Origin of the sequence: Micromonospora matsumotoense (assembly GCF_050951065.1) — a bacterium.
Lineage (GTDB): Bacteria > Actinomycetota > Actinomycetes > Mycobacteriales > Micromonosporaceae > Micromonospora > Micromonospora matsumotoensis.
The window spans coordinates 5,036,135-5,055,779 of record NZ_CP192025.1 but is presented as its reverse complement, the minus strand read 5'-3'; the positions used below and the strand labels follow the sequence as shown (position 1 = coordinate 5,055,779).

17 protein-coding genes are annotated in these 19,645 nt (G+C 71.8%); 6 read left to right on the top strand and 11 right to left on the bottom strand.

All coding sequences use genetic code 11. From position 1 onward, the window contains the following. Positions 1–12: 12 nt before the first annotated feature. The 9 genes from ACQP1S_RS21310 to ACQP1S_RS21270 form a co-directional block, all read right to left on the bottom strand. Positions 13–1,002, bottom strand: coding sequence for an acyltransferase domain-containing protein (locus ACQP1S_RS21310; protein ID WP_141723234.1), 990 nt, complete (start codon positions 1,000–1,002; stop codon positions 13–15). Between the two features lie 67 nt (positions 1,003–1,069). Further along, complete coding sequence (locus ACQP1S_RS21305; RefSeq protein WP_432898332.1) at positions 1,070–2,692, bottom strand: extracellular solute-binding protein; 1,623 nt, start codon at positions 2,690–2,692, stop codon at positions 1,070–1,072. 47 nt (positions 2,693–2,739) lie between these two features. Then, entirely contained in the window at positions 2,740–3,564 is an 825-nt protein-coding gene (locus tag ACQP1S_RS21300; protein WP_245722817.1) for a carbohydrate ABC transporter permease, read from the bottom strand. Between the two features lie 194 nt (positions 3,565–3,758). Continuing rightward, positions 3,759–4,766 (bottom strand): ABC transporter permease, encoded by a 1,008-nt coding sequence (locus tag ACQP1S_RS21295; protein ID WP_432898329.1) that lies wholly within the window; start codon positions 4,764–4,766, stop codon positions 3,759–3,761. Then, positions 4,763–5,854 (bottom strand): substrate-binding domain-containing protein, encoded by a 1,092-nt coding sequence (locus ACQP1S_RS21290; protein WP_432898326.1) that lies wholly within the window; start codon positions 5,852–5,854, stop codon positions 4,763–4,765. Before ACQP1S_RS21290 ends, ACQP1S_RS21295 begins: the two co-directional genes overlap by 4 nt. Positions 5,855–6,198: 344 nt before the next feature. Continuing rightward, positions 6,199–7,056 (bottom strand): phytanoyl-CoA dioxygenase family protein, encoded by an 858-nt coding sequence (locus ACQP1S_RS21285; RefSeq protein WP_432898323.1) that lies wholly within the window; start codon positions 7,054–7,056, stop codon positions 6,199–6,201. Between the two features lie 155 nt (positions 7,057–7,211). Then, a complete protein-coding gene (locus ACQP1S_RS21280; RefSeq protein WP_432898320.1) occupies positions 7,212–8,093 on the bottom strand; it encodes a helix-turn-helix domain-containing protein in 882 nt (293 codons plus the stop codon). Continuing rightward, positions 8,090–9,253, bottom strand: a complete 1,164-nt coding sequence (locus ACQP1S_RS21275) for an N-acetylglucosamine-6-phosphate deacetylase (protein ID WP_432898317.1) — start codon at positions 9,251–9,253, stop codon at positions 8,090–8,092. The genes ACQP1S_RS21280 and ACQP1S_RS21275 overlap by 4 nt, the downstream gene beginning before the upstream one ends. Then, on the bottom strand, positions 9,243–10,025 hold the full coding sequence (locus tag ACQP1S_RS21270) for a glucosamine-6-phosphate deaminase (RefSeq protein ID WP_432898314.1): 783 nt from the start codon (positions 10,023–10,025) through the stop codon (positions 9,243–9,245). The genes ACQP1S_RS21275 and ACQP1S_RS21270 overlap by 11 nt, the downstream gene beginning before the upstream one ends. Before the next feature lie 160 nt (positions 10,026–10,185). Between ACQP1S_RS21270 and ACQP1S_RS21265 the strand changes: the two genes are divergently transcribed. Then, positions 10,186–11,223, top strand: a complete 1,038-nt coding sequence (locus ACQP1S_RS21265; protein ID WP_432898311.1) for a LacI family DNA-binding transcriptional regulator — start codon at positions 10,186–10,188, stop codon at positions 11,221–11,223. A gap of 111 nt (positions 11,224–11,334) precedes the next feature. On the opposite strand, the gene ACQP1S_RS21260 is transcribed toward ACQP1S_RS21265, so the two are convergent. After that, positions 11,335–12,606, bottom strand: a complete 1,272-nt coding sequence (locus ACQP1S_RS21260) for a lactate racemase domain-containing protein (protein WP_432898308.1) — start codon at positions 12,604–12,606, stop codon at positions 11,335–11,337. An 87-nt stretch (positions 12,607–12,693) separates the two neighbouring features. On the opposite strand from ACQP1S_RS21260, the gene ACQP1S_RS21255 reads away from it, so the two are divergent. The 4 genes from ACQP1S_RS21255 (at position 12,694) to ACQP1S_RS21240 (ending at position 17,264) form a co-directional block, all read left to right on the top strand. Continuing rightward, positions 12,694–14,175: a mannitol dehydrogenase family protein gene (locus ACQP1S_RS21255; protein ID WP_432898305.1), complete on the top strand. Its 1,482-nt coding sequence runs from the start codon at positions 12,694–12,696 to the stop codon at positions 14,173–14,175. Between the two features lie 181 nt (positions 14,176–14,356). Further along, positions 14,357–15,337, top strand: coding sequence for a Gfo/Idh/MocA family protein (locus ACQP1S_RS21250; protein ID WP_432898302.1), 981 nt, complete (start codon positions 14,357–14,359; stop codon positions 15,335–15,337). Positions 15,338–15,390: 53 nt separating this feature from the next. Then, a complete protein-coding gene (locus ACQP1S_RS21245; protein ID WP_432898299.1) occupies positions 15,391–16,428 on the top strand; it encodes a Gfo/Idh/MocA family protein in 1,038 nt (345 codons plus the stop codon). Next, entirely contained in the window at positions 16,428–17,264 is an 837-nt protein-coding gene (locus ACQP1S_RS21240) for a Gfo/Idh/MocA family protein (protein ID WP_091252942.1), read from the top strand. Before ACQP1S_RS21245 ends, ACQP1S_RS21240 begins: the two co-directional genes overlap by 1 nt. A gap of 714 nt (positions 17,265–17,978) precedes the next feature. On the opposite strand, the gene ACQP1S_RS21235 is transcribed toward ACQP1S_RS21240, so the two are convergent. Then, positions 17,979–18,575, bottom strand: a complete 597-nt coding sequence (locus ACQP1S_RS21235) for a DsbA family oxidoreductase (protein WP_432898295.1) — start codon at positions 18,573–18,575, stop codon at positions 17,979–17,981. Between the two features lie 578 nt (positions 18,576–19,153). On the opposite strand from ACQP1S_RS21235, the gene ACQP1S_RS21230 reads away from it, so the two are divergent. Further along, positions 19,154–19,645, top strand: a complete 492-nt coding sequence (locus tag ACQP1S_RS21230; protein WP_432898292.1) for a hypothetical protein — start codon at positions 19,154–19,156, stop codon at positions 19,643–19,645.

Here is a 19,645-nt window from a genome sequence, read left to right as displayed (position 1 = left end):
CCGCCGGCCGGTCTACAGGGGTGTCCATCCTGTCCTGATCCGCCAGTGTCGACCGGAGCGCAGGTGGGTCACCACGGCCCGCTGCAGGGCGGTGTCCTGCGGAAGCTCGGCCAGGTCGGTGGGGTGTTGCCGGAAGACGAACTCGAAGACGTCGTGGTCGCCGTCGAGCACCGGCGGGAAGAGTCGGAACCGGCGCTGGAAGCGGATGATGTTGGCCGTCGGCGGCAGGTACTCGGCGAGTTGGTCGTCGAGCAGCCACGATCGACAGACCGCTGCCGGATAGGGCTCCTGCGGGAAGTGGCGGGCGAAGAACACCGCCGCGGAGGTGAACGACTCGTCACAGTCCGCCAAGGCCAGCGGACCGTCCTCCGGGATGTGCACGTCCAGCACCGGCTGACCGGCCAGTGGCGATCCGGCAGCCACCGCCGGGTCCAGTCGGAACCGGTCGAACTGTAACCGGCCGAGCCGGTAGAGGCTGCCCCGGAAGTGCCGGGTCAGCCAGTTCTGCCGGTCCAGCCCGCCCTGGCCGTGCGTCCGGCGGTGGATGGCCATCTTGGCACCGAGGTCGGCCAGGGTGTGCCAGGAGACCTCCGCCGGGATGCCCAGGCTGTCGTGCAGCCGGCGGGTGGTCGGCAGCGCGGCCAGGAAGACGTGCAGGTAGAAGTACCGACCGGCGGGGCCGAGCGACGCCGGCAGGCTCGGCCAGGGCGCGATCGGCCGGAGGTCGGCCAGGTCGCGGCAGAGCTCACGGTGACAGTGCTCCAGCAGCCACCACAGCTCCGGCGTGCCGTCCGGGGTGGGCATCGCCTCGATCGCCGGCAGCCGGTCCGGCTCCGGCACCCCCAACCGCTCCAACAGGGCGTACGCCTGCTCGGGCGGCGGTGGCACCGGGCCGGCCGTCGGCTCGCCGGGGGTGGCTGACCGGGCCAGCCACCCCTCGACGTCGACGGGGAGGCCCAGCCGCTGCCGGACCGCCGAGACGTCCACTTCCCGCCGGATCACCGTGCTCCTCACCTCGTACCGTGAACGGACCTCCGGTGTCCGACGGGCCGCGTCCCACGTGATCCGGTCAGGCGCCGCTGTTCTTGAGCTCCTCGGCGTACTCCTCGGCCATCTTGTCACCGCCGCCGTCGCGCCACGACTTGACCGCGGTGTCCCAGGTGGAGAGCGGCTCCCGGCCGGTGGTGATCGAGGTGGCGGCATCGGTCAGGATCTTGTTGAGTTTGGCGCCGTCCGCAGTCTTCGTGGCGGAGCGTAGACCATTGCTGGGATCGCGGATGCTGTTGGGCAGCACCGCGCTCTCCCAGTCGTAGAGCCGGCGGGCGGCCTCCTCCTGACCGGGCAGGTTGATCACGCCGGGCGGGGAGGCGATGTAGCGGAACGGCGGTGGGGCCGGGTTGCCCGACTCCGACAGCGTGATGCCGGTGGCGCTGCGGGTGAAGTCGGTGCCCTCGATGCCGAACGTCTTCAGCTCGTACTCGGTCGTGCCGAAGGGCGCGGCCAGGTAGTTGCAGATCCGCAGCAGCATCTTGAGCCGGTCCGTGGAGGCCTTCTTGAACACGGTGTAGCCGAAGATGCCGGTGCCCTGCCACGGGGTGGGCGTGGTGCCGGCGTTGTACGGCAGCGCGAAATCGACCTTGAACCCGTCCTTCACCGTCGGCGCGGCGGTGGCGTACGTGCCGAAGCCGTCGGTGATGGTGCTGACCGTGCCGTTGTAGTAGAGCGTCTCCAGGTCCACCTGGCTGGTGCTGCTGGAGTCCGGGTAGTAGAGCTTCTCGCTCCACAGCTGCCGGGTGAAGTCCAGCGCCGCCTTGTACTGCTCGGTGCCGTAGGTGGAGATGAAGGCGCCGCCGTCGACCTTCCAGACGTTGGGCGCGCCGAACGACCCGGCGTGGTAGATCTGGTGGCTGCCGCCGAGCGCCTCCCGGGCGCTGCCGGTGCCCCAGCGCCGGCCCGTGGTCAGTGCCTTGAGCGCGGCGCGGAACTCGTCCTTGCTCCAGTCCCGTGGCGCCCCGACCTGGTCGAGCTGGGTGCGGTTGGCCAGCAGGCTGTTGCCGGGCACCGGCCGTTCGATCGGCAGCCCGTAGAGCCGACCGCCGATGCGGCCGACGGCCTTCCAGGCATAGAGCGGGATGTTGGCGAGGTTGGGGTATTCCTTGATGGCGTCGCCGCCGATCAGCTCGGAGATGTCGGCACACTTGCTGGCGACGAAGTCCTCTTCCCGGGGCAGCGTGTAGCCGGCGCCGAGCATGATGATGTCCGGCAGCTCGCCGGAGGCCATCACGGTGGCCATCTTGGTGGCGAACTCGGCGTCCGGTACCACGGTGACCTTGAGGTTGACGCCCAGCGCCTTGTTGATCGCCTGCCAGCGCGGGCTGCCGCTGACGTCGGTCGGCGGCGGCTCGTACGTGATGATCATCGCGGTGACCTCACTGCCGTCGCCCGGGGTCTCCTTGACCGACGTGGTGAGCTGCTGCGGGTAGCTGGTGTAGAGGTTCTGCACGCCCTTGTCGTTCGCCGGGGCGTCCGGTGTCGGGCCGGCGAACGGGACCTGTGTCGGCCACGGCACCAGTTCCTTGCCGCTGTTGGTGACCGAGGTCTTCTCGGCCGAGCCGCAGGCGACCAGGGCCGGGCCGGCGGTGCCGGCCAGAAGGCCGACGCCGGTGAGCCGGATGAAGGATCTGCGCTGCATGGGGTTCATTGGTCAATGCCTCGGTTCCTGTGGAAGGGGTCCGACTGTCAGCCCTTGATGGCGCCGGTCATCACGCCCTTGACGAAGTGGCGCTGGATGAACGGATAGACGCAGACGATGGGAACCAGCGCGAGCACGACCACCGCCATCTGGATCGAGTGGGGTGCGTTCCGGCTGGCCGATTCGGCCACGCTGGGGTCGGCCAGCTGGGCGCCCTGCGTCACGTACTGCTGCAGGACCGCCTGGATCGGCCACTTCGATGAGTCGTTCAGATAGAGGATGGCGTTGAAGAAGGAGTTCCAGTAGCTGACGGCGTAGAAGAGGCCGACCACCGCGACCACCGCCTTGGACAGCGGCAGCACGATGCGTACGAGGATGCGGAGGTCGCCGGCGCCGTCGATCCGGGCTGCCTCGTACAGCTCGTCCGGGATGCCCTGGAAGAATCCGCGCATCACGACCAGGTTGAACGCGTTGACCAGCACCGGCAGGATCAGCGCGAAGTAGCTGTCGAGCAGTCCGACGTTCTGCACGACCAGATAGCTGGGAATGATGCCGGGCGGGAAGAGGAAGGTGAACAGCACCAGCAACAGCACCGGTTTGCCGCCGAAGACACCCGGCCGGGCCAGGGCGTAGGCCAGGGTGACCGTGCAGAGCAGCGACAGGAAGGTGCCGACGACGGTGACCAGGAGACTGACCGTGGTGGCCCGGGTGACCACGTCACCGGAGAGCACCTGCTGGTAGGCGGCGAAGCTGATCTGATCGGGCCAGACCACCCAGCCCCCCTTGGCGATGACCTCCTCGGGGGTGGCGAGGCTGGTCGAGATCACCACCAGGAACGGCGCCAGCACGATGGCCACGATGATCGTCAGCACGATGCCCTTGACCGCACGCAGGCCGAGCGAGGGCTCGCCCTGCCAGACCGGTCGGTCGCTCGGCCGGCGTCGCCGTGGTCGTACCGTGGGGCGGTGTGGGTGTCCCGGCCGCGTGGTGCCTTGTGGGCCCGGCTGGCCGGAGGTCGTGCCGCCCGGTGTGTCCGGGTGGGTGGGATTCTTCGTACGGTGTGCCATCAGCGGTAGACCCCCGATTCGCCGAGTCGGTGGGCGACCTTGTTGGCCGAATAGACCAGCAGGGCGCCGACGACGCCCTTGAACAGACCGGCCGCCGCGGCGTAGCCCCAGTCGCCGTTGGCCACGCCGGTGAAGTAGACGAAGGTGTCGAGCACCTCGGCGGCGGCCGGACCGACCGAGGCGCGTTGCAGGTAGATCTGCTCGAATCCGGTGCTCAGGATGTCGCCGAGCTTGAGGATCAGCAGCAGCGCGATGATCGGGCGCAGCGCCGGCAGCGTGACGTGCCAGAGCCGCCGCCACCAGCCGGCGCCGTCGATGGCGGCCGACTCGTAGAGCTGTTCGTCGACCTGGTGCAGCGCGGCCAAGAAGATGATCATCCCCCAGCCGGAGTCCTTCCAGATCACCTGGCCGACCACCAGCGGTTTGAACATGTCCGGGTTGCCGATGACGTCGATGGTGGAGAGCCCGTGGTCGCCGAGCATCCCGTTGAGCACACCGGCGCCCCCCAACACCTGCTGGAAGAGCGCGACCACGATCACCCAGGAGATGAAGTGCGGTAGGTAGACCACGCTCTGCACGAACTTTCGGACGAAGCCGCCGGTCAGACTGTGCAGCAGCAACGCGAGCCCGAGCGGCGCAGGGAAGAAGAAGAGCAGTTGCAGCGCCGAGATCTCCACGGTGTTCCAGGTGGCCTGCCACATCGCGGGGTCGCGGAACATCTCGCTGAAGTTGTCGAAGCCGACCCATACCGACCCGGTGATGCCCAGGAACGGCACGTAGTCCAAGAAGGCGATCAGGTTGCCGGCCAGCGCGCCATAGTGGAAGACCAGGAAGTAGGCCAGCGCCGGCAGCATCAGCAGCACCAGGGTGAGGTCGCGGCGCAGCCGTTGGCGGCGGCTGGCCCCTCGGACGCGTGCCGGTGCCGGGTCCTCGACCATCGCGGTCCGGACGCGCCGCGCCAGCACCTCGCCCTCTGCGGGGACGTCCGGTGCCGGTGCGCCACTCACCGGATGCCCGCCGTGGACTCGCGCACCATGATCTCCGGCTCCAGCCGGGTGTGCCGGGCCGGCGCCCGCCCGCCCGCCTCGACCAGGTCCAGCAGCGTACGGGCAGCCACCTTGCCAACCTCCTCCTTGGGTGGGGAAACCGCGGTCAACGGGGGGTCACCGAGCCGGGCGACCTCGTCCTCGTACGCCACCACGGAGAGCTGGTGCGGCACCGACCAGCCGTACCTGCGGGCCCGCTGCACGATGGTCATCGCGTTCTCGTCGTTGTGGCAGACCAGCCCGGTCACCCTGGCCTCGCGCAGCTGGCGGACCACCGTGTCGATGTCGTCGTCGCTCCAGCGCGGCCAGCTGCCGACGTCCTTGCCGAGGATCACCGGCACGTCGGTGTCCAGCCCGAAGGCGGCGACCGCCCGCTCCCAGCCGCCGCGGATCAGCTCGGCGGCCTGGCTGTCACCCCGGGTGATCAGTGCGATCCGGGTGTGGCCGAGGGTGCGAAGGTGGTCCACGGCCGCGGCGGTGCCCTGCTCGTGGGCGGTCCGGACCGAGGAGATCAGGCCGAGCCGGTTCTCCGGCAGCTCCCGTTCCACCAGCACGGCCGGCACCGGAAGGTTGTGCAGCCAGGCATCGGTGGCCGGGTCGGTCGGGCCGTTTTCGATCGAGGGGACCAGCAGCAGCCCGTCCGCGCCGGCCTGGAGCAGTCCGTCGACCAGGGCCTGCTCCCGTTCCGGCCGGTAGTCCGAGACGCTCAGGGTCAGCCGGGCACCGGCGGTGTCGAGGGTGCGCTGCATCCCGTCGACGATCCGGCGGAAGTAGTCGGCGGCGGTCGGCACCAGCACCCCGACGTGGATGGCGTCCGGCCGGTGACGGGTGCCCGGTTCCCGACCCGCGCTGGCGCGGACCGGTGACCGGCGTAGGGTCGCCCCGCCCCGCACCTTGCGCAACTCCCCGGTGCGGGCCAGCATCGCCAGGTCCCGCCGGACGGTGACGTCCGATACGCCGAGGCTGACCACGAGGTCGGCGATCCGCACGATGCCGTGCCGGTCGGCGGCCTCCAGGATCTGCGCCCTGCGCTCTGCTGCTAGCACCACGTGCGCTCTTCTCTGCTTCCGGCTGGCCCGCGTTCGTGCAGGTCAGGCCACTTGCGACGGCACCTGCGCGTCGTAGGGGCAGGCTGCCACACAAACGGCTCCTGAACAAGCAAAAAAGTAAGCAAAGAATCAGTCTGTTATGAACCTGTCTCTTGCTGATCAGAACTGATCGATTAGTTGGGAACGGCACCCGCCACGACGGGACGCACCGGGGGCGGATCGCCCGTCGGTGCGTCCCGTCGTGGCCGCCGGGCCCACCCCGCCCCCGGCCCGCGACAGGGAGGGGGCGGCGTCGTCGACGGCGGCCGGCCGATGCCCGGTGGGTCAGCGGCTGGCGTCGAGGGTCAGCAGGTCGCGCCGCGCCCTTCCAGGCCGAAGACCGCCAGGTGCTCGTCTTCGGTCACCTTGACCGCCGAGCGCGGCACGTAGTGGAACTGCACCGCGCGCCGACGCAGGTTGGTCCGGTTGGCCGGGGTGCCGTGGTGGATCAGCCCGTTGAAGAAGAGCGCGCCGCCGGGCGGCAGCGGCACCACCACGTCACGCGAGGTCTGCACGTCGTCGTCGCAGAGCTGCCAGTCCCGGCGCATGAAGTGCGGGGCCGGCCCCTCCCGGTGCGACTCGGAGATCACGTGCATGCAGCCGTTCTCCGGGGTGGCCCTGTCCAGGGCGATCCAGACCCCCACCGTCGGGGTGTCCGGTTCCAGGTTGAAGAAGGCGTTGTCCTGGTGCCACGGCTTCTCCCGGCCACCACCCGGCGGCTTCAGCAACGCCATGTCCTGCATCATCACCACGTCGTCGGTGCCAGCGAGCCGGCGTACCACGGTGAGCAGCCGCTCGTCCTGGGAGATCCGGCGCAGCCGCTCGTCGGCCCCGACGAACCACATGAACTTGCGGACCGCGTTGAAGCGCTCCTCGCCGTCCAGCTCGTCCAGCCGGTCGGCCGCCCACGCCTCGAACTCGACGTCCGCGTCGCGCGGGTCGAGCAGCAGGGCCTGGAGCCCGGCCAGCGCCTCGTCGACCTGCCCGCCGGTCAGCGCCGGCGCCACCGCCAGGTAGCCCTCGTCGAGATAGCGCCGCACCTCGGCGTCGCCCACCCGCTCCAGACCCGGCACCACGTCGGCGGGGTGATCGAAGCGGTACAGGTCCGCCGGGTAGTCGCCCCGGTCGGTGTCGACCCGCAAGGGTCGGTTCGTCACGGTCATGATCGCTCCCACCTGCTCGTTGTTCCCCCGGTCCCAGCCCTCTGCCGACTGTAGGTTTGCGCAGGTCAGAGCTGCCATGGGTCGAGACGACGACTTGTTGCACCGAGCGGTCGGCGGCCTGGTCGGGCGGTGCCGGCCGGGGGTACCGCAGCCGGTCAGCCAGGAGATCGCCCGGGTGGGGTCGACGTCCGACGAAGGGCGCTGGGCGGCTCGCCGTAGCGGCGGCGAAACTGCCGGCTGAACAGGAAGACGTCTGGATAGCCCAGCGCCCGCGCGATCTGCCCGACGGTCATCGACGACTCGGTGAGCAGTTGCCGGGCGCGCTCCAGCCGGGAGTCGATCACGAACTGCCGGAAGCTGACGCCGAGCTGCCGGCTGAACAGCCGACTCAACCCGGCCGGGGCGAGCCCGGTGAGCCGGGCTGCCTCGTCCAGCGATGGACGACGCCCCGGATTGCCCCGGACCAGGTCGATCACCTCCTGCAACCGTGGGTCGATCATGTCGGTCTGCTCTCCGTGCGCGTGGGCGTCCTGCCGGTAGACCTCGGTGAGCAGGGAGAGCAGCGCAGCTGCGGCGTCCAGCCGGCGCAGCGGGTGCGGGTCGCGGCTGAGTCGGACCACCCGCCGCATCAGGTCAGCCACCGGGGCGGCGTGGCGCAGCACCGGGAACCGCGCCGGCAGCCAGGCGTCCGCGACCACGGCCGGCTCGCCGCTGGCCGCGTCCCGGAAGTCGAAGTGGCAGTAGAGCACGGTGAGTCGGTCGTGCGGATCCTGCCCGAACTCCCCGCGGTCGCCGGGGCGGAGCATGATCAGGCGGCCCGGATGCAGGTCGACCCGCTCGCCGCCGACGCTGGCCCAGCCCCTGCCACGCACCACCAGCCAGGCGTCGTGGTCGGCGAGCACCGGCCGCCAGGCCCAACCAGGTTCGCACTCCACCCGGCCGCAGTCCGCCCTCGGCCAGGGCGGATGCCGCCGGCCGAGGCGCTCGACCAGCTCGGCCCAGACGCCGGGCCGCTGGTAGTCCGGGCCGCTGGTCACCGCGTCGCCCGAGGCGGTCCGACTTCCTGCCCGAGTACGAGCACCGTGTCGACGCCCAAGGTCGACGCCCCCGGCACCCAGTCGAACCGCAGCAGGTCGGCCGGTGCGCCCACGGTCACGGTGCCGCGGCCACCGACGAACCGGCCCGGTTGCCCGGTGGCCAGCCGGACCGCCTCGCCCAGGCTCAACCGGGCCGCGGTCACCGCCTGGGCCACCCCGTCGGCAAGGCCACGGGCCGCCCCGGCCAGGTACGGGGTGCCGGACTGCACCAGCCTGCCGTCCGCGTGCAGTTCGACGGCGTCACCGATCGGCGTCCGGTACCGGCCGGGAGGCAGCCCGGCCAGCGCGACGGCGTCGGAGACCAGCAGCGACCGGTCCGGCCCCTTGGCCCGCAACATCGCGGTCAGCGTGTCGGCGGGAAGGTGGTGCCCGTCGGCGATGAAGCCGGCGGTGAGCCGTTCGTCGGCGAGTTGGGTCCAGAGATAGTTGGGGTGTCGGGCCAGCACCGCGTGCGCGCCGTTGCCGAGATGGGTGCAGAGCCGGGCGCCTGCGTCGACCACCGCGGTGATCTGCGCCGGCTCGGCGTGGGTGTGCCCGACGGCCACGTGCACTCCCCGGCCGGTGAGTACGGCGGTGTAGTCCGCCGCTTCGGGGAAGTGCGGGGAGAGGGTGACCATGCCGACCAGGTCACCGCTGGCCGCCTGCCAGTCGGCGAACTCACTCAGCGAGGGCGGCCGGACCCAGGTGGCGTCGTGCACGCCACGTGGACCGTCCTGCGGCGAGATGTGCGGCCCCTCCAGATGGGCGTACGGGATGGCGTGCTCGACCAGTCGGTCCGTCCGCCGGGCCGCCGAGATCGCCTGCAGGGCCCGGGTGATCCGGTCGTGCGCGGCGGTCACCAGGGTGGGTACGAAGGTGGTCACCCCGCTCGCGAAGAGGGTGTGGGTGAGCGCGACGACGGTCTGCGGGGTCAGCCCGTCGGCGTTCAGGTCGTGCCCGGCGAAGCCGTTGACCTGCAGGTCGACCAGCCCGGGGGAGAGGAACCGGGTCTCCTGAGCCGGGCCGGGCCCGATCCCGGTGATCCGGCCGGCCGCGACGGTGACCGCCAGGGGTGTGCCACTGACCGGGTCGCGGCCGGTCAGCACCCGGTCAGCCGGCATGGCCCACCTCGGGCGGTAACTGCCCGGCGGACTCCCGGTCGAGATAGAGGGTGCAGTCGGGGTGGGTACGCAGCGCGGTGGCCGGGCAGGCGGCGTCGATCGGATCGAGCAGCGCCCGCCGGACCGCCGTGCTCTTGCGCGCGCCGGGCACCACGCAGAACAGCCGCCCGGCGGCGAGGAGCCGGGGCACGGTGAGGGTGATCGCCCGGTGCGGCACCTCGGCGAGGGTGTCGAAGCACTCGTCGTCCACCTGCTGCTGGCGGCAGACCTCGTCGAGTTGGACGACCTTGACGTCGAGCGGATCGGCGAGGTCGGCCACCGGCGGGTCGTTGAAGGCAAGGTGCCCGTTCACCCCGATGCCGAGGCAGACCAGGTCGATCGGGGCAGCGGCCAGCGCCTCGGCGTACTCGCGGGCGGTCTGCTGGGCATCCGGGCCGGGCTCGATCCGGTGCACCGAACCGAGCGGCACCCGGTCGAAGAGCGCGTGGTCGAGCCAGCTGGCGAACCGCTGGGGCGCCGCCGCCGGCAGGTCGAGGTATTCGTCCATGTGGAAGGCGGTGACCCGGGACCAGTCCAGGTCGGGCGCGTCGACCAGCGCGTCGAGCAGTTCCTGCTGGCTCGGTGCGGCGGCGAAGACCATCCGGACCCGGGGCTGGACGGCGAGCAGGGCGCGCAGGTTGGCGGCGACGTCGGTGGCGGCGGCGTGGCCCATCGTGGCCCGGTCGGCGAAGGTGCGCACCCGGGGCGTTGTCGAGGCGGAGATTGGGGTCACGGTCACCATTCCTCGGAGTCTGCCCGCCGGGCGCGCTGCGCGAGGCGGGTTGGCGGCCGACCGCCGGGCCGGCTGTTGCCCAGCATTTCGTGCAACCGGTTGCATGTCAACTCGCGCGCCCTTCGCGACAGGGCCGGTGTGGTGGTCGTAGGCTGCGGCCATGCCAATGCGCGGAACCGGACGGGGACCGGGCGACGCCGCACCCACCATCGGCGAGGTGGCTGCCGCCGCCGGAGTCTCCCGGGCCACCGTCTCGCGCGCCTTCGGCCGCCCGCAGATGCTCCGGCCGGAGACCGTCGAGCGGGTGCAGGAGGCCGCCCGCCACCTGGGCTACGTGCCGAACCGGGTGGCCCGGGCGCTGTCCACCGGCCGGTTCGGCAACCTCGCGCTGGTCGTACCGGACATCGCCAACCCGTTCTTCCCGCCGATGATCAGGGCCGTGCAGGGCCGGGCCGACCGGGCCGGCTTCGCGGTCTTCCTCGGCGACGCCGACGAGGACCCGGCCCGGGAGGAAATCCTGCTCAGGCAGCTTTCCACCCAGGTCGAGGGGTTCGTGCTCGCCTCGTCCAGGCTGACCGACGAACGGATTCGGGCACACGCCGAGCGCCGGCCACTGGTGCTGGTCAACCGGGACGTCGAGGGCATCCCCCGGGTGCTCATCGACACCACCCGGGCGGTCGGCCAGGCGGTCGAGCACCTGCACGAGCTGGGACACCGCCGGATCGCCTACCTGAGCGGGCCGGCCGGCTCCTGGTCCAACCGGCAGCGACGGCGGGCGGTCAAACGGGCCGGCGACCGGCTCGGCGTCGAGGTGCTGATGGTGCCCGCCGGGCGGGCCACCTTCGAGCTGGGTCGACTGGCGGTGCCGGCACTGTTGGCCACCGGAGCCACCGCCGTGGTCGCCTTCGACGACCTGGTCGCCCAAGGGGTGCTCGCCGGGCTGAGCGAGCAGGGCGTCGGAGTGCCGGCCGGGCTGAGCGTGGTCGGCTGCGACGACGTGCTGGCCACCCGGACCTATCCACCGCTGACCACCGTCTCGGCCCGTTCCGCCGAGGCTGGCGCCGCGGCGGTGGACCTGCTGGCCGGGATGCTCACCCCTGGCACCCCGCTGGCCGACACCCGGCTGCTGCTGGACACCTCGCTGGTCGTGCGGGTCACCACCGGCCCGCCGCCGAGGGGTGGTCCGCGCCGGCCCTAGGCCAGCAGCGCACCGGCGGGTAGCCGCTCGCCCGCACGGCACTGGTCCGGACCTGCACGGCAGCGGTCCGGACCTGCACGGCAGCGGTCCGGCCGGCTGCCGCCGGCCGGTTCAGCGCAGCCGGTAGAGCAGCTCGCCGGCCCGGGGCACGACCAGGGTTTCCGGGTCGGCGGCGAGCGCCGTGAGATCGAGCCCCGCCGGGTCGCGGTAGGACAGGTTGGCCGCCCGGCACTCCTGCGCCGGGATCGCAGTGGCCAGGGTGACCGTGATCCGGCCGCTCTCCCGCCCGGTGGCCGGGTCGTAGCTGCCCGCGCCGCGCAGGTGGGTGGAGTGCGCGAGCACCCCCCGGGGCACGTCGGCGAAGCGGGCCGGATCGGCCAGGAAATAGTCCCGGCAGTGGTAGCCGACCTGCCGGATGTGCCGGTCGTGGGTGATTGAGAAGGTGCGGACGTGCGGGGCATAGATGATCAACTCGCCGCCGTCGGCGACCACCGGTTCCAGCTTGTACATGCCCTTGGCGGCGGTCCAGATATCGTCGTACATCAGTGGCATGACCGAGACCACCCGGCGCACCGGCTCGTCCAGGTAGCGGATGTTGACCTGGGCGGAGAGCTGGGCCGCAGCGGCCCAGGCCGGGCGGGTGGGGCCGACGTACGCGCCCTGCACGCCGCCGCCCGGCCCGATCACCGCCGCGACGGTCAGCCGGCGGGTCGGAATCAGGGCGGCGGCCCGCTCGATCAGCGCCCGGACGGGGGTGATGCCCAGCGTCCCGATGATCTCCACCGAGGTGATCAGGGCGCCGAGCCAGTGCGAGACGTTGATCAGCTCGGGGCCGGAGACACCGGGGAAGAAGTACTTGTCGCCGCCGGAGAAGCCGACCACCTCGTGTGGGAAGACCGGCCCGACGACCAGGCAGGCGTCGTACTCGGTGACCATCCGGTTGACCCGGACGGGGACATCCTCGACCAGTCGCCCCCCGCTGAGCTCGGCCAGCTCGCCGGCCGTGATCCGGCCCAGCTCGACGAAGGTCGCCGGATCGTCCCAGCGGTGGTTGTGGAAGGTCACCCCCGGCCAGCGCCGGGCCAGCGCCGCCGGGTCGGGGCAGCCGAACCGGTCGGCGATCTGCAACGGCGTCATCATCGGGTGGGTGCCGAGCGCGATCAGCACGTCGAGCGCCGCCGTCTGGGGGGCAAGGGTGTCGTACACGGTGTCGAAGAGCTGATCCAGTGGGATGCTGCGGGTGGCGTCCGGCACGATGACCAACACCCGCGCCCCGTCGAGCCGGAGCGCCGCGAGGCCTCGGTGCAGCACCTCGGTGAGCTCTGCCTGGGCCAACACCCGGTCCGGGTGGCCGGCCCCGATCACGTCCTGCTCCGTGTGCACGGCTGCCTCCTGCCGGTTCGACGATGAATACTGTAACCGGTTGCAGGAGTCCGCTGTACCGGTGCCGGCGACGAGAAGGAGCATCGAGTGTCTGAGCTTGACCGAACGGCGGTGCTGAACCGATCGGCGGTGGCAGCGTTGGCGGCGGAGCTGCGGCCGGTGCCGGCGGTGCAGGCCGCGGCGACCGGCATCGTGCACCTCGGGCTGGGCGCTTTCGCCCGTTCCCACGTGTTCGACTTCACCGCCGACGCGGTCGAGGCCGGCGGCGGGGACTGGGGGGTGCTCGCCGTCGCCCCCCGTTCGGCGGCGACGGTGGCCGCGCTGCGCCGGCAGCAGCTGCTCTCGTCGGTGCTGATCCGGGGGGTGGCCGAGGACCGGATCCGGGTGAACGGGCTGCTGCGCGACGCCCGCTGCGCGGCCGAGGAACCGGCCGCGGTGGTCGCCGCGCTGGCCGACCCGGCGGTCCGGGTCGTCACCCTGACCATCACCGAGGCCGGCTACCGGGTCGACCCGGTGACGGGCGTGCCGCGTCCGGACGACGCCGAACTCGCCAACGACCTGGCCGCGCTGGGCCGCGGAATTCCGGATCCGGACCGGGTCTGGCGGACAGCGCCCGGGTTGCTGCTGGCCGGCCTGCTGGCGCGGTACCGGGCCGGCGCGGCGCCGGTGGCCCTGGTCTCCTGCGACAACCTGGTCGGCAACGGCGCGGTGCTGGCCGCCGCGGTGCGTGGCGGCGCCGAGCGGATCGTCGCCGGCGCCGGGGATGCCGCCCGGGGCGGGCTGCTGGACTGGTTGGCCGACCGGGTGACCTTCCCGGACACCGTCGTCGACCGGATCACGCCGGCCAGCACCGAGGCCGACCGGGAGCAGGCCGCCCGGCTGCTCGGCGTCCGGGACGAGGCGGTGGTGGTCGGCGAGCCGTACCGGCAGTGGGCCGTGGTCGACGACTTCCCGGCCGGTCGCCCGGCCTGGGAGCTGGCCGGCGTCCGGCTGGTCGACGACGTCGCACCGTACTCGGCGGTGAAGTTGCGGCTGCTCAACGCCGCCCACAGCCTGCTCGCCGAGGTGGGGCTGCTGCTCGGCTGCGAGACCGTGGCCGCCGCGCTGGACCGGTCGGTCCTGGCCGACCTGGCCGGCCGGTACCTGCGGAGCGAGGCGCAGCCCGCGCTCGATTCCCCACTGGACCTGACCGGCTACGTCGAGACCATGCTGGCCCGCTTCGGTCATCCCCGCCTCGCCCACCGGCTGGACCAGATCGCGGTGGACGGCTCCCAGAAGCTCGCCCAGCGGATCGTGCCGACGATCCGCGTGACCGGGGCCGGCTCGCGGGGGCTGCTCGTGGTGGCCGCCTGGGGGGTGCGCTGCCGCCGCCGGGTGCTGGCCGGCGTACCCCTGCGCGACCCTCGGGCGGCGGCACTGGCGGGTGCGGTCACCGGGGCCGACTCGGCGGCCGGTCTGCTGGAGCTGCTCGCCCCCGACCTGGCCGCCGACGCCGGGATGCGGTCGGCGTTGACCGAGCGGATGGCCGGGCTGGACCGCGACCCGGCCGGCTACCTGCGGTCGTGTTGAGCCGGCCGGTGGGCCCGACCTCGGTGCTCTGGCCTGTCGCGCGGTCAGCCCGGAGAACCCGGTCAGCTGCGGAAATACCCGTCGGGCGGGTTGACGTGCAACCGGTTGCACGATTGGATGGGCGCATGCCCGAGGCATCCGAACCCCAGCGGACCGGCCGACGCGCGACGGGAGTGGCGCGGTGATCCGGCTGGCCGTGCTGGGCGCCGCCCACCCCCACGTGCGGTACGCCTTCGACGAGCTTCCCCACCAACATTCGGTGACTCTGGTCGGGGTCAGTGACCCGGACCCGGAGCTCGCCGAGCGGTACGCGACCGAGCAGGGCGTGCCGGCCTACACCGAGCATCGCCGGCTTCTCGACGAGCAGCACCCGAACGTGGTGCTGGTCGCCGGCGTCTACGCCGAACGGGCGGCGGCGGTGCTCGACGCGCTGCGCGCCGGCGCGCACGTGCTCGCCGACAAGCCGCTCTGCACCGACCTGGCCGAGCTGGACGAGATCGCCACCGCTGCCCAGCGGCACGGGCGGATCGTCTCGCTGCTGCTGGAAAAGCGGCACTATCCCGAGACGCTTGCCGCCCGCGCCCTGCTCGACAGCGGTGAGCTGGGCGAGCTGGTGCTGGTGGCGAGCACCGGCCCGCACAAGCTCAACCGGCCGACCCGGCCACCGTGGTTTCTGCGCCGGGCCAGCTACGGCGGCATCCTCGGTGATCTCGCCGTCCACGACGTCGACCTGGTCCTGCTGCTCTCCGGTGCGACCGAGGGCACCGTGGTGGGGGTGAGCGACCCGTCCCGGCCGGACTTCGCCACCTACGGCGCACTGCTGCTGCAGGCCGGCCCGGTCGCCGCCACCATCGAGGTCAGCTGGCTCACCCCGGCTGCCGCGCCCCACCACGGCGACTACCGGATGCGGTTGACCGGCACCCTCGGCACCGCCGAGCTGTACTGGGCGCAGGGCCGGCTGCTGGCGGCCACCGCCGAACGCCCGCCCTGGGAGGTCGAGCTGCCGCCGGGCCGGCGTCCGGCCGCCGACGCGCTGGGTGCCCTGGCCGCCGGCCGGGAGCCCGAGGTGGACACGGCGGCGAGCCTGGCCGCCACCCGGATCGCCCTGTTGGCCCAGGACAGCGCCGACTCCGGCGGCGCGGTGCGCCGATGGACGACATGACCGGATCGAACGCGACCGAATCGAACAGGACCGGATCGAGAGGAGGCCGCGCCATGCGGTTCGCGGTGGTAGGCGCAGGAGTGATCGGGACGACGCACGCGCGGCTGATCGCCTCGCTGGGCGAACGGGGGCGGCTGGTGGCGGTGGTCGACACCGACCTCACCCGGGCGGTGCGGTTGACCGCCAAGTTCGGCGGTGACCCGCTGACCAGCCTGCGGCAGGCGTGCGTCCGCGACGACGTGGACGCGGTGGCGGTCTGCCTGCCCAGCGGCGCGCACGCCGACGCGGCGGTGACCGCGCTGCAGGCCGGCAAGCACGTGCTGGTGGAGAAGCCGATCGACGTGTCGCTGGCCGCTGCCGACCGGGTGATCGCGGCGGAGCAGGAGACCGGCCGGACGGTCGGGGTGATCAGCCAGCGCCGCTTCCAGCGGGCGTCGGCCTTCCTGCACGAGGCCGTCGTGTCCGGCCGCCTGGGCCGGATCACCTCCGGGATCGCCGAGTCGACGTTCTGGCGGCCGCAGGAGTACTACGACTCGGGTGGCTGGCGGGGCACCCTGGCGCTCGACGGCGGCGGCGCCCTGATGAACCAGGGCATCCACGTGGCCGACCTGCTGCTCTGGGTGTTGGGCGAGCCCGTCGAGGTGCAGGCGTACGTCGACCGGCTGGCCCACGACCGGATCGACGTCGAGGACACCGTGGCGGCGACCGTCCGCTTCGCCAGCGGGGCGATCGGTTCGCTGTCCGCCACCACCGCCGCCTATCCGGGCCTTCCGGTGCGGCTCTCCGTACACGGTGACCGGGGGAGCGCGGTGATCGAGCGCGAGGAACTGACCTACTTCCACACGGTCGACGGCGAGCGCCCCGGTGACCAGCCGGACGGCAACCATGCGGTCGACCTGGGCGGGGCGGCCGGCAGCCAGTCGATCGACGACGCGCACCGCGACCAGTACCTGGACTTCATCGACGCGGTCGAGCAGGGGCGCAAGCCGCTGGTCGGCACGCTGGACGGCCGGCGGGCGCTGGAGCTGGTGCTCGGGGTCTACGAGTCGGCCAGCACCGGCCGGCCGGTCCGGTTGGGACGGGCCCGCTGATGCGGATCGGGATGATCGGCACCGAGAACACCCATGTCGACCAGATCCTGGAGTATCTCAACGTCCGGGAGTTGGCGCCCGGCACCCGGGTGGTGGCGCTGGCCGGCGGGGCGACCGAGCGCAACGAGCAACTCCGGGCGCACGGCGGCGTGGAGCGCATCGTGGACGCCCCGACCGAGCTGCTCGGCCAGGTCGACGCTGTGATCATCACTGACCGGCACGGTGGGCTGCACCGCGAACACGCGGTGCCGTTCCTGGCCGAAGGGCTGCCGGTCTTCGTGGACAAGCCGTTGGCCTGCTCGGTGGCCGACGCCGAGGCGATCGTGGCGGTGGCCCGGGAACACGACGCGCTGCTGACGTCCTATTCGGCGCTGCGTTGGATTCCGGACACCGAGGCGCTGGTCGCCGAGCTGCCCACCGTCGGCACGCCGCAGGTGGTGGTCACCACCGGGCCGGCCGACGAGGCCAGCCCGTACGGCGGGATCTGGTTCTACGGGATCCATTCGGTCGACGTGGCGCTGCGGCTGGTACCCGGCGAGATCGGCGAGGTACGGGTGGAGCGCAGCGCCGAGACCGTGATCGCCCGGGTGCGGGTCGGCGACACCCTGGTCGTGGTGAACCTGGTCCGGCCGGAGGAGATCGCCCGGGTGCCGTTCCACGCCATGGTGGTGGGGCGCACCGGCATCGCCGCCCGCCCGCTGGTGCTCGACGACTGGTACGTCGCCCCGGGTCTGGAGGCGTTCCTGCGGATGGTCGGGACCGGTCACCCCCCGATCGGCTACGACGACCTGTTGCGCCCGATCCGGGTGCTCGACGCTGTCGCTGCGGCGTTGTAGCCGCATGCTGCCGGCGCATCTGGAGAGCACCGCGCCCGGCGGCGGCTGCGATCCGGTCCGGTGTGATGACTGAGGACGCGGCCGCGGGTACGCGGCGGGCGTACGGGTCGTATTGGAAGCGGGTGGTGGAGCACTGGGGGCAGTGGCCGGTTGGATGAGCCGAGTCCGTCGGAGATCGAGTGGTTGGCGGAGTACGTCAGGACGCATGTGGTGGCGCGTCGCAATGCGCGGGGTGGGCGGAGTGCGGCGGAGCATCTGATCGCGGCGTTGCGGTGTCTGTACAAGCGGGCGGTGGCGGACGGGTTCGTCGCGGCGGCGGACAATCCGGCGGTGAAGGTGGCCAAGCCGCGGCGGTTGGTGAGCACCAGGCGGGCGGTGGCCGATGCCCGGTTGGCGAAATCAACGACCCTGACCTGGGTAGAACGAAACTTCGGATACGCGGTAGCGCGCGCTTACGCAGGCCACAACGGCAGAGCCGATGCGGGTACGACGAGCACCGACGTGCGAGCAGACGTCTACGAGGTCGCCCGGGCGCTTTCGATGTTGACCGGTGAGCAGCACCCGCTGTTGTCGGTCTCAGCAACCACTGCTATCCCGACGCTTTCAGGAACCTTGCACTGGTACCCCCGGGGTAGGCCAAGGAGCTGCACATGGGCGCCGCCCTCCCGCATCGTCGGCGGCGGGGGGCGAGGGGTGCTGATGGTGGCTTGGCGATCACCTCATGAGGGTCGTGAGGAACAGCTCCTCGGACTGCTCTCCTTCCAGGACAGGTCCGCCCTCGAAGCGGAAAGCCGGCGGCTGGACGCCGAACCGTCGTACCCGCTCAAGTTCGGCCCGCAGGCCGGCGGCACCGGTCTCGCTGGTCACCACTCCCGTCTCGCTTGCGATTCGGGTAAGCGTGTCAGGATCGGCGATGTTCAGTCCGTCGGTGAAGTAGGCCCGGAACAGCCGTTCGGCCATCTGCTCGCCCCTTCCCTGGGCAGACGCCTGAGCATGGATCCGGTGCGCGTCGAACGTGTTGGTGAACCATGCCCGACCGAAGTTCAGCTCAAGACCGCCGGCAACACCGAACGACTCATCGGATACGAGGGCACGCGCGACCTCCTCGCCGCGCTGCCGTTTCCAGACCTCGAATAGCGGCTCGCCCGCGGAGGAAGCTTCGGGCTGGAGCTGGAACGGGCAGTAGACCGTCTCCACCTGGCCGCCATCGGCGCGGAAGCGACGAGTGACTCGTGTAAAGCGGCTGAATCCGCGATAGGAATGCACACACATGAAGTCCAGGACGACCTCTACCCTGCGCGGCTTTTCCATACTCGGCCCCTTCTACGGCTGTGACTGGTTGATCGTTCGACGGATACGGCCTCCGGGTGCTGTCCCGGCAGCGGGTGGCCTCGATGCGTCACCAGGGAACCGGACCGGTGGCGGCGAAGTAGCCACCCGTCGGGCCGTCCGGCCCGATCACGGCCATCCGCACGATGATCTCGGCGCCCTCCTCGACGCTCTGGGCACCGGTGTGGCCGAGAAGTTCCCTCCTAGGATGGTTTAGGAAGTGTGCCCGAGTTCGTCTATTCAGTACGGTGTCAATGCACCGATTCATCGTGGGTGGACGGCGTGTAGGCGCCTTGTAGAGCCAGGACGGCCTGCAACAGGGGGATGGCTCCGCGGGGGGAAGGTGAAGCTCGGACAGGCTCGTCGAGGTGATAGCGGAACTCTGTCGTTGCTCCTGCACACGGGCCACTACACACGCATGCTGCTTCGCAGCGGACTCGGGATCGTGCGGCGAAGCAGCGGTCCTCCGGAGTGAGCATCCTGAGACGGTGTTTGTGCCATCCCCCGCGTACCAGGTGATCTTCCGGGGTGCTCGGGCTGGCCGCGCTGGCGGCGAGCTAGTGGAGAGTCCGGGCCAGGAGTGGACCGGGCTGGCGCTGAGCCGGGGCCTGGACGCCACGGCACCGCTGGCCGCCGCGGCGCCGGTGCTGTTCGGCGTCGGCCTGGTGGCGTCGCGGCTGGTGCTGGACAGGCTGCTGGCCGCGTTCGGGGCGCGGGCCGTCGCGCTGACCGGCGGCGCGGTCACGACGGCGGCCTCGATCGGCGGCCTGCTGGTCGTCGCCGGGCACGCGTCGCCGTGGCTCGCGCTGCTGGTGGTGACGCTGCCCGGGATCGGCGCGGCCGACCACCTGTCCACCCGGTACTGCATCCCGGCGGCCGGCACCGCGTCGATCGTGTCCGCGCTGTCCCGGACCGGCGCGATCACCGCGCCGGTGGTGGTGGGCCCGCTGTCCGAGGCGTACGGGATGGGCCTGGTCTTCGCGGTGATGGCGGCCGGCGCGGCGCTGGTGCTGGTGACGCTGCCGCGCGCGGCGGCCGGGCCGCGGCCCTGA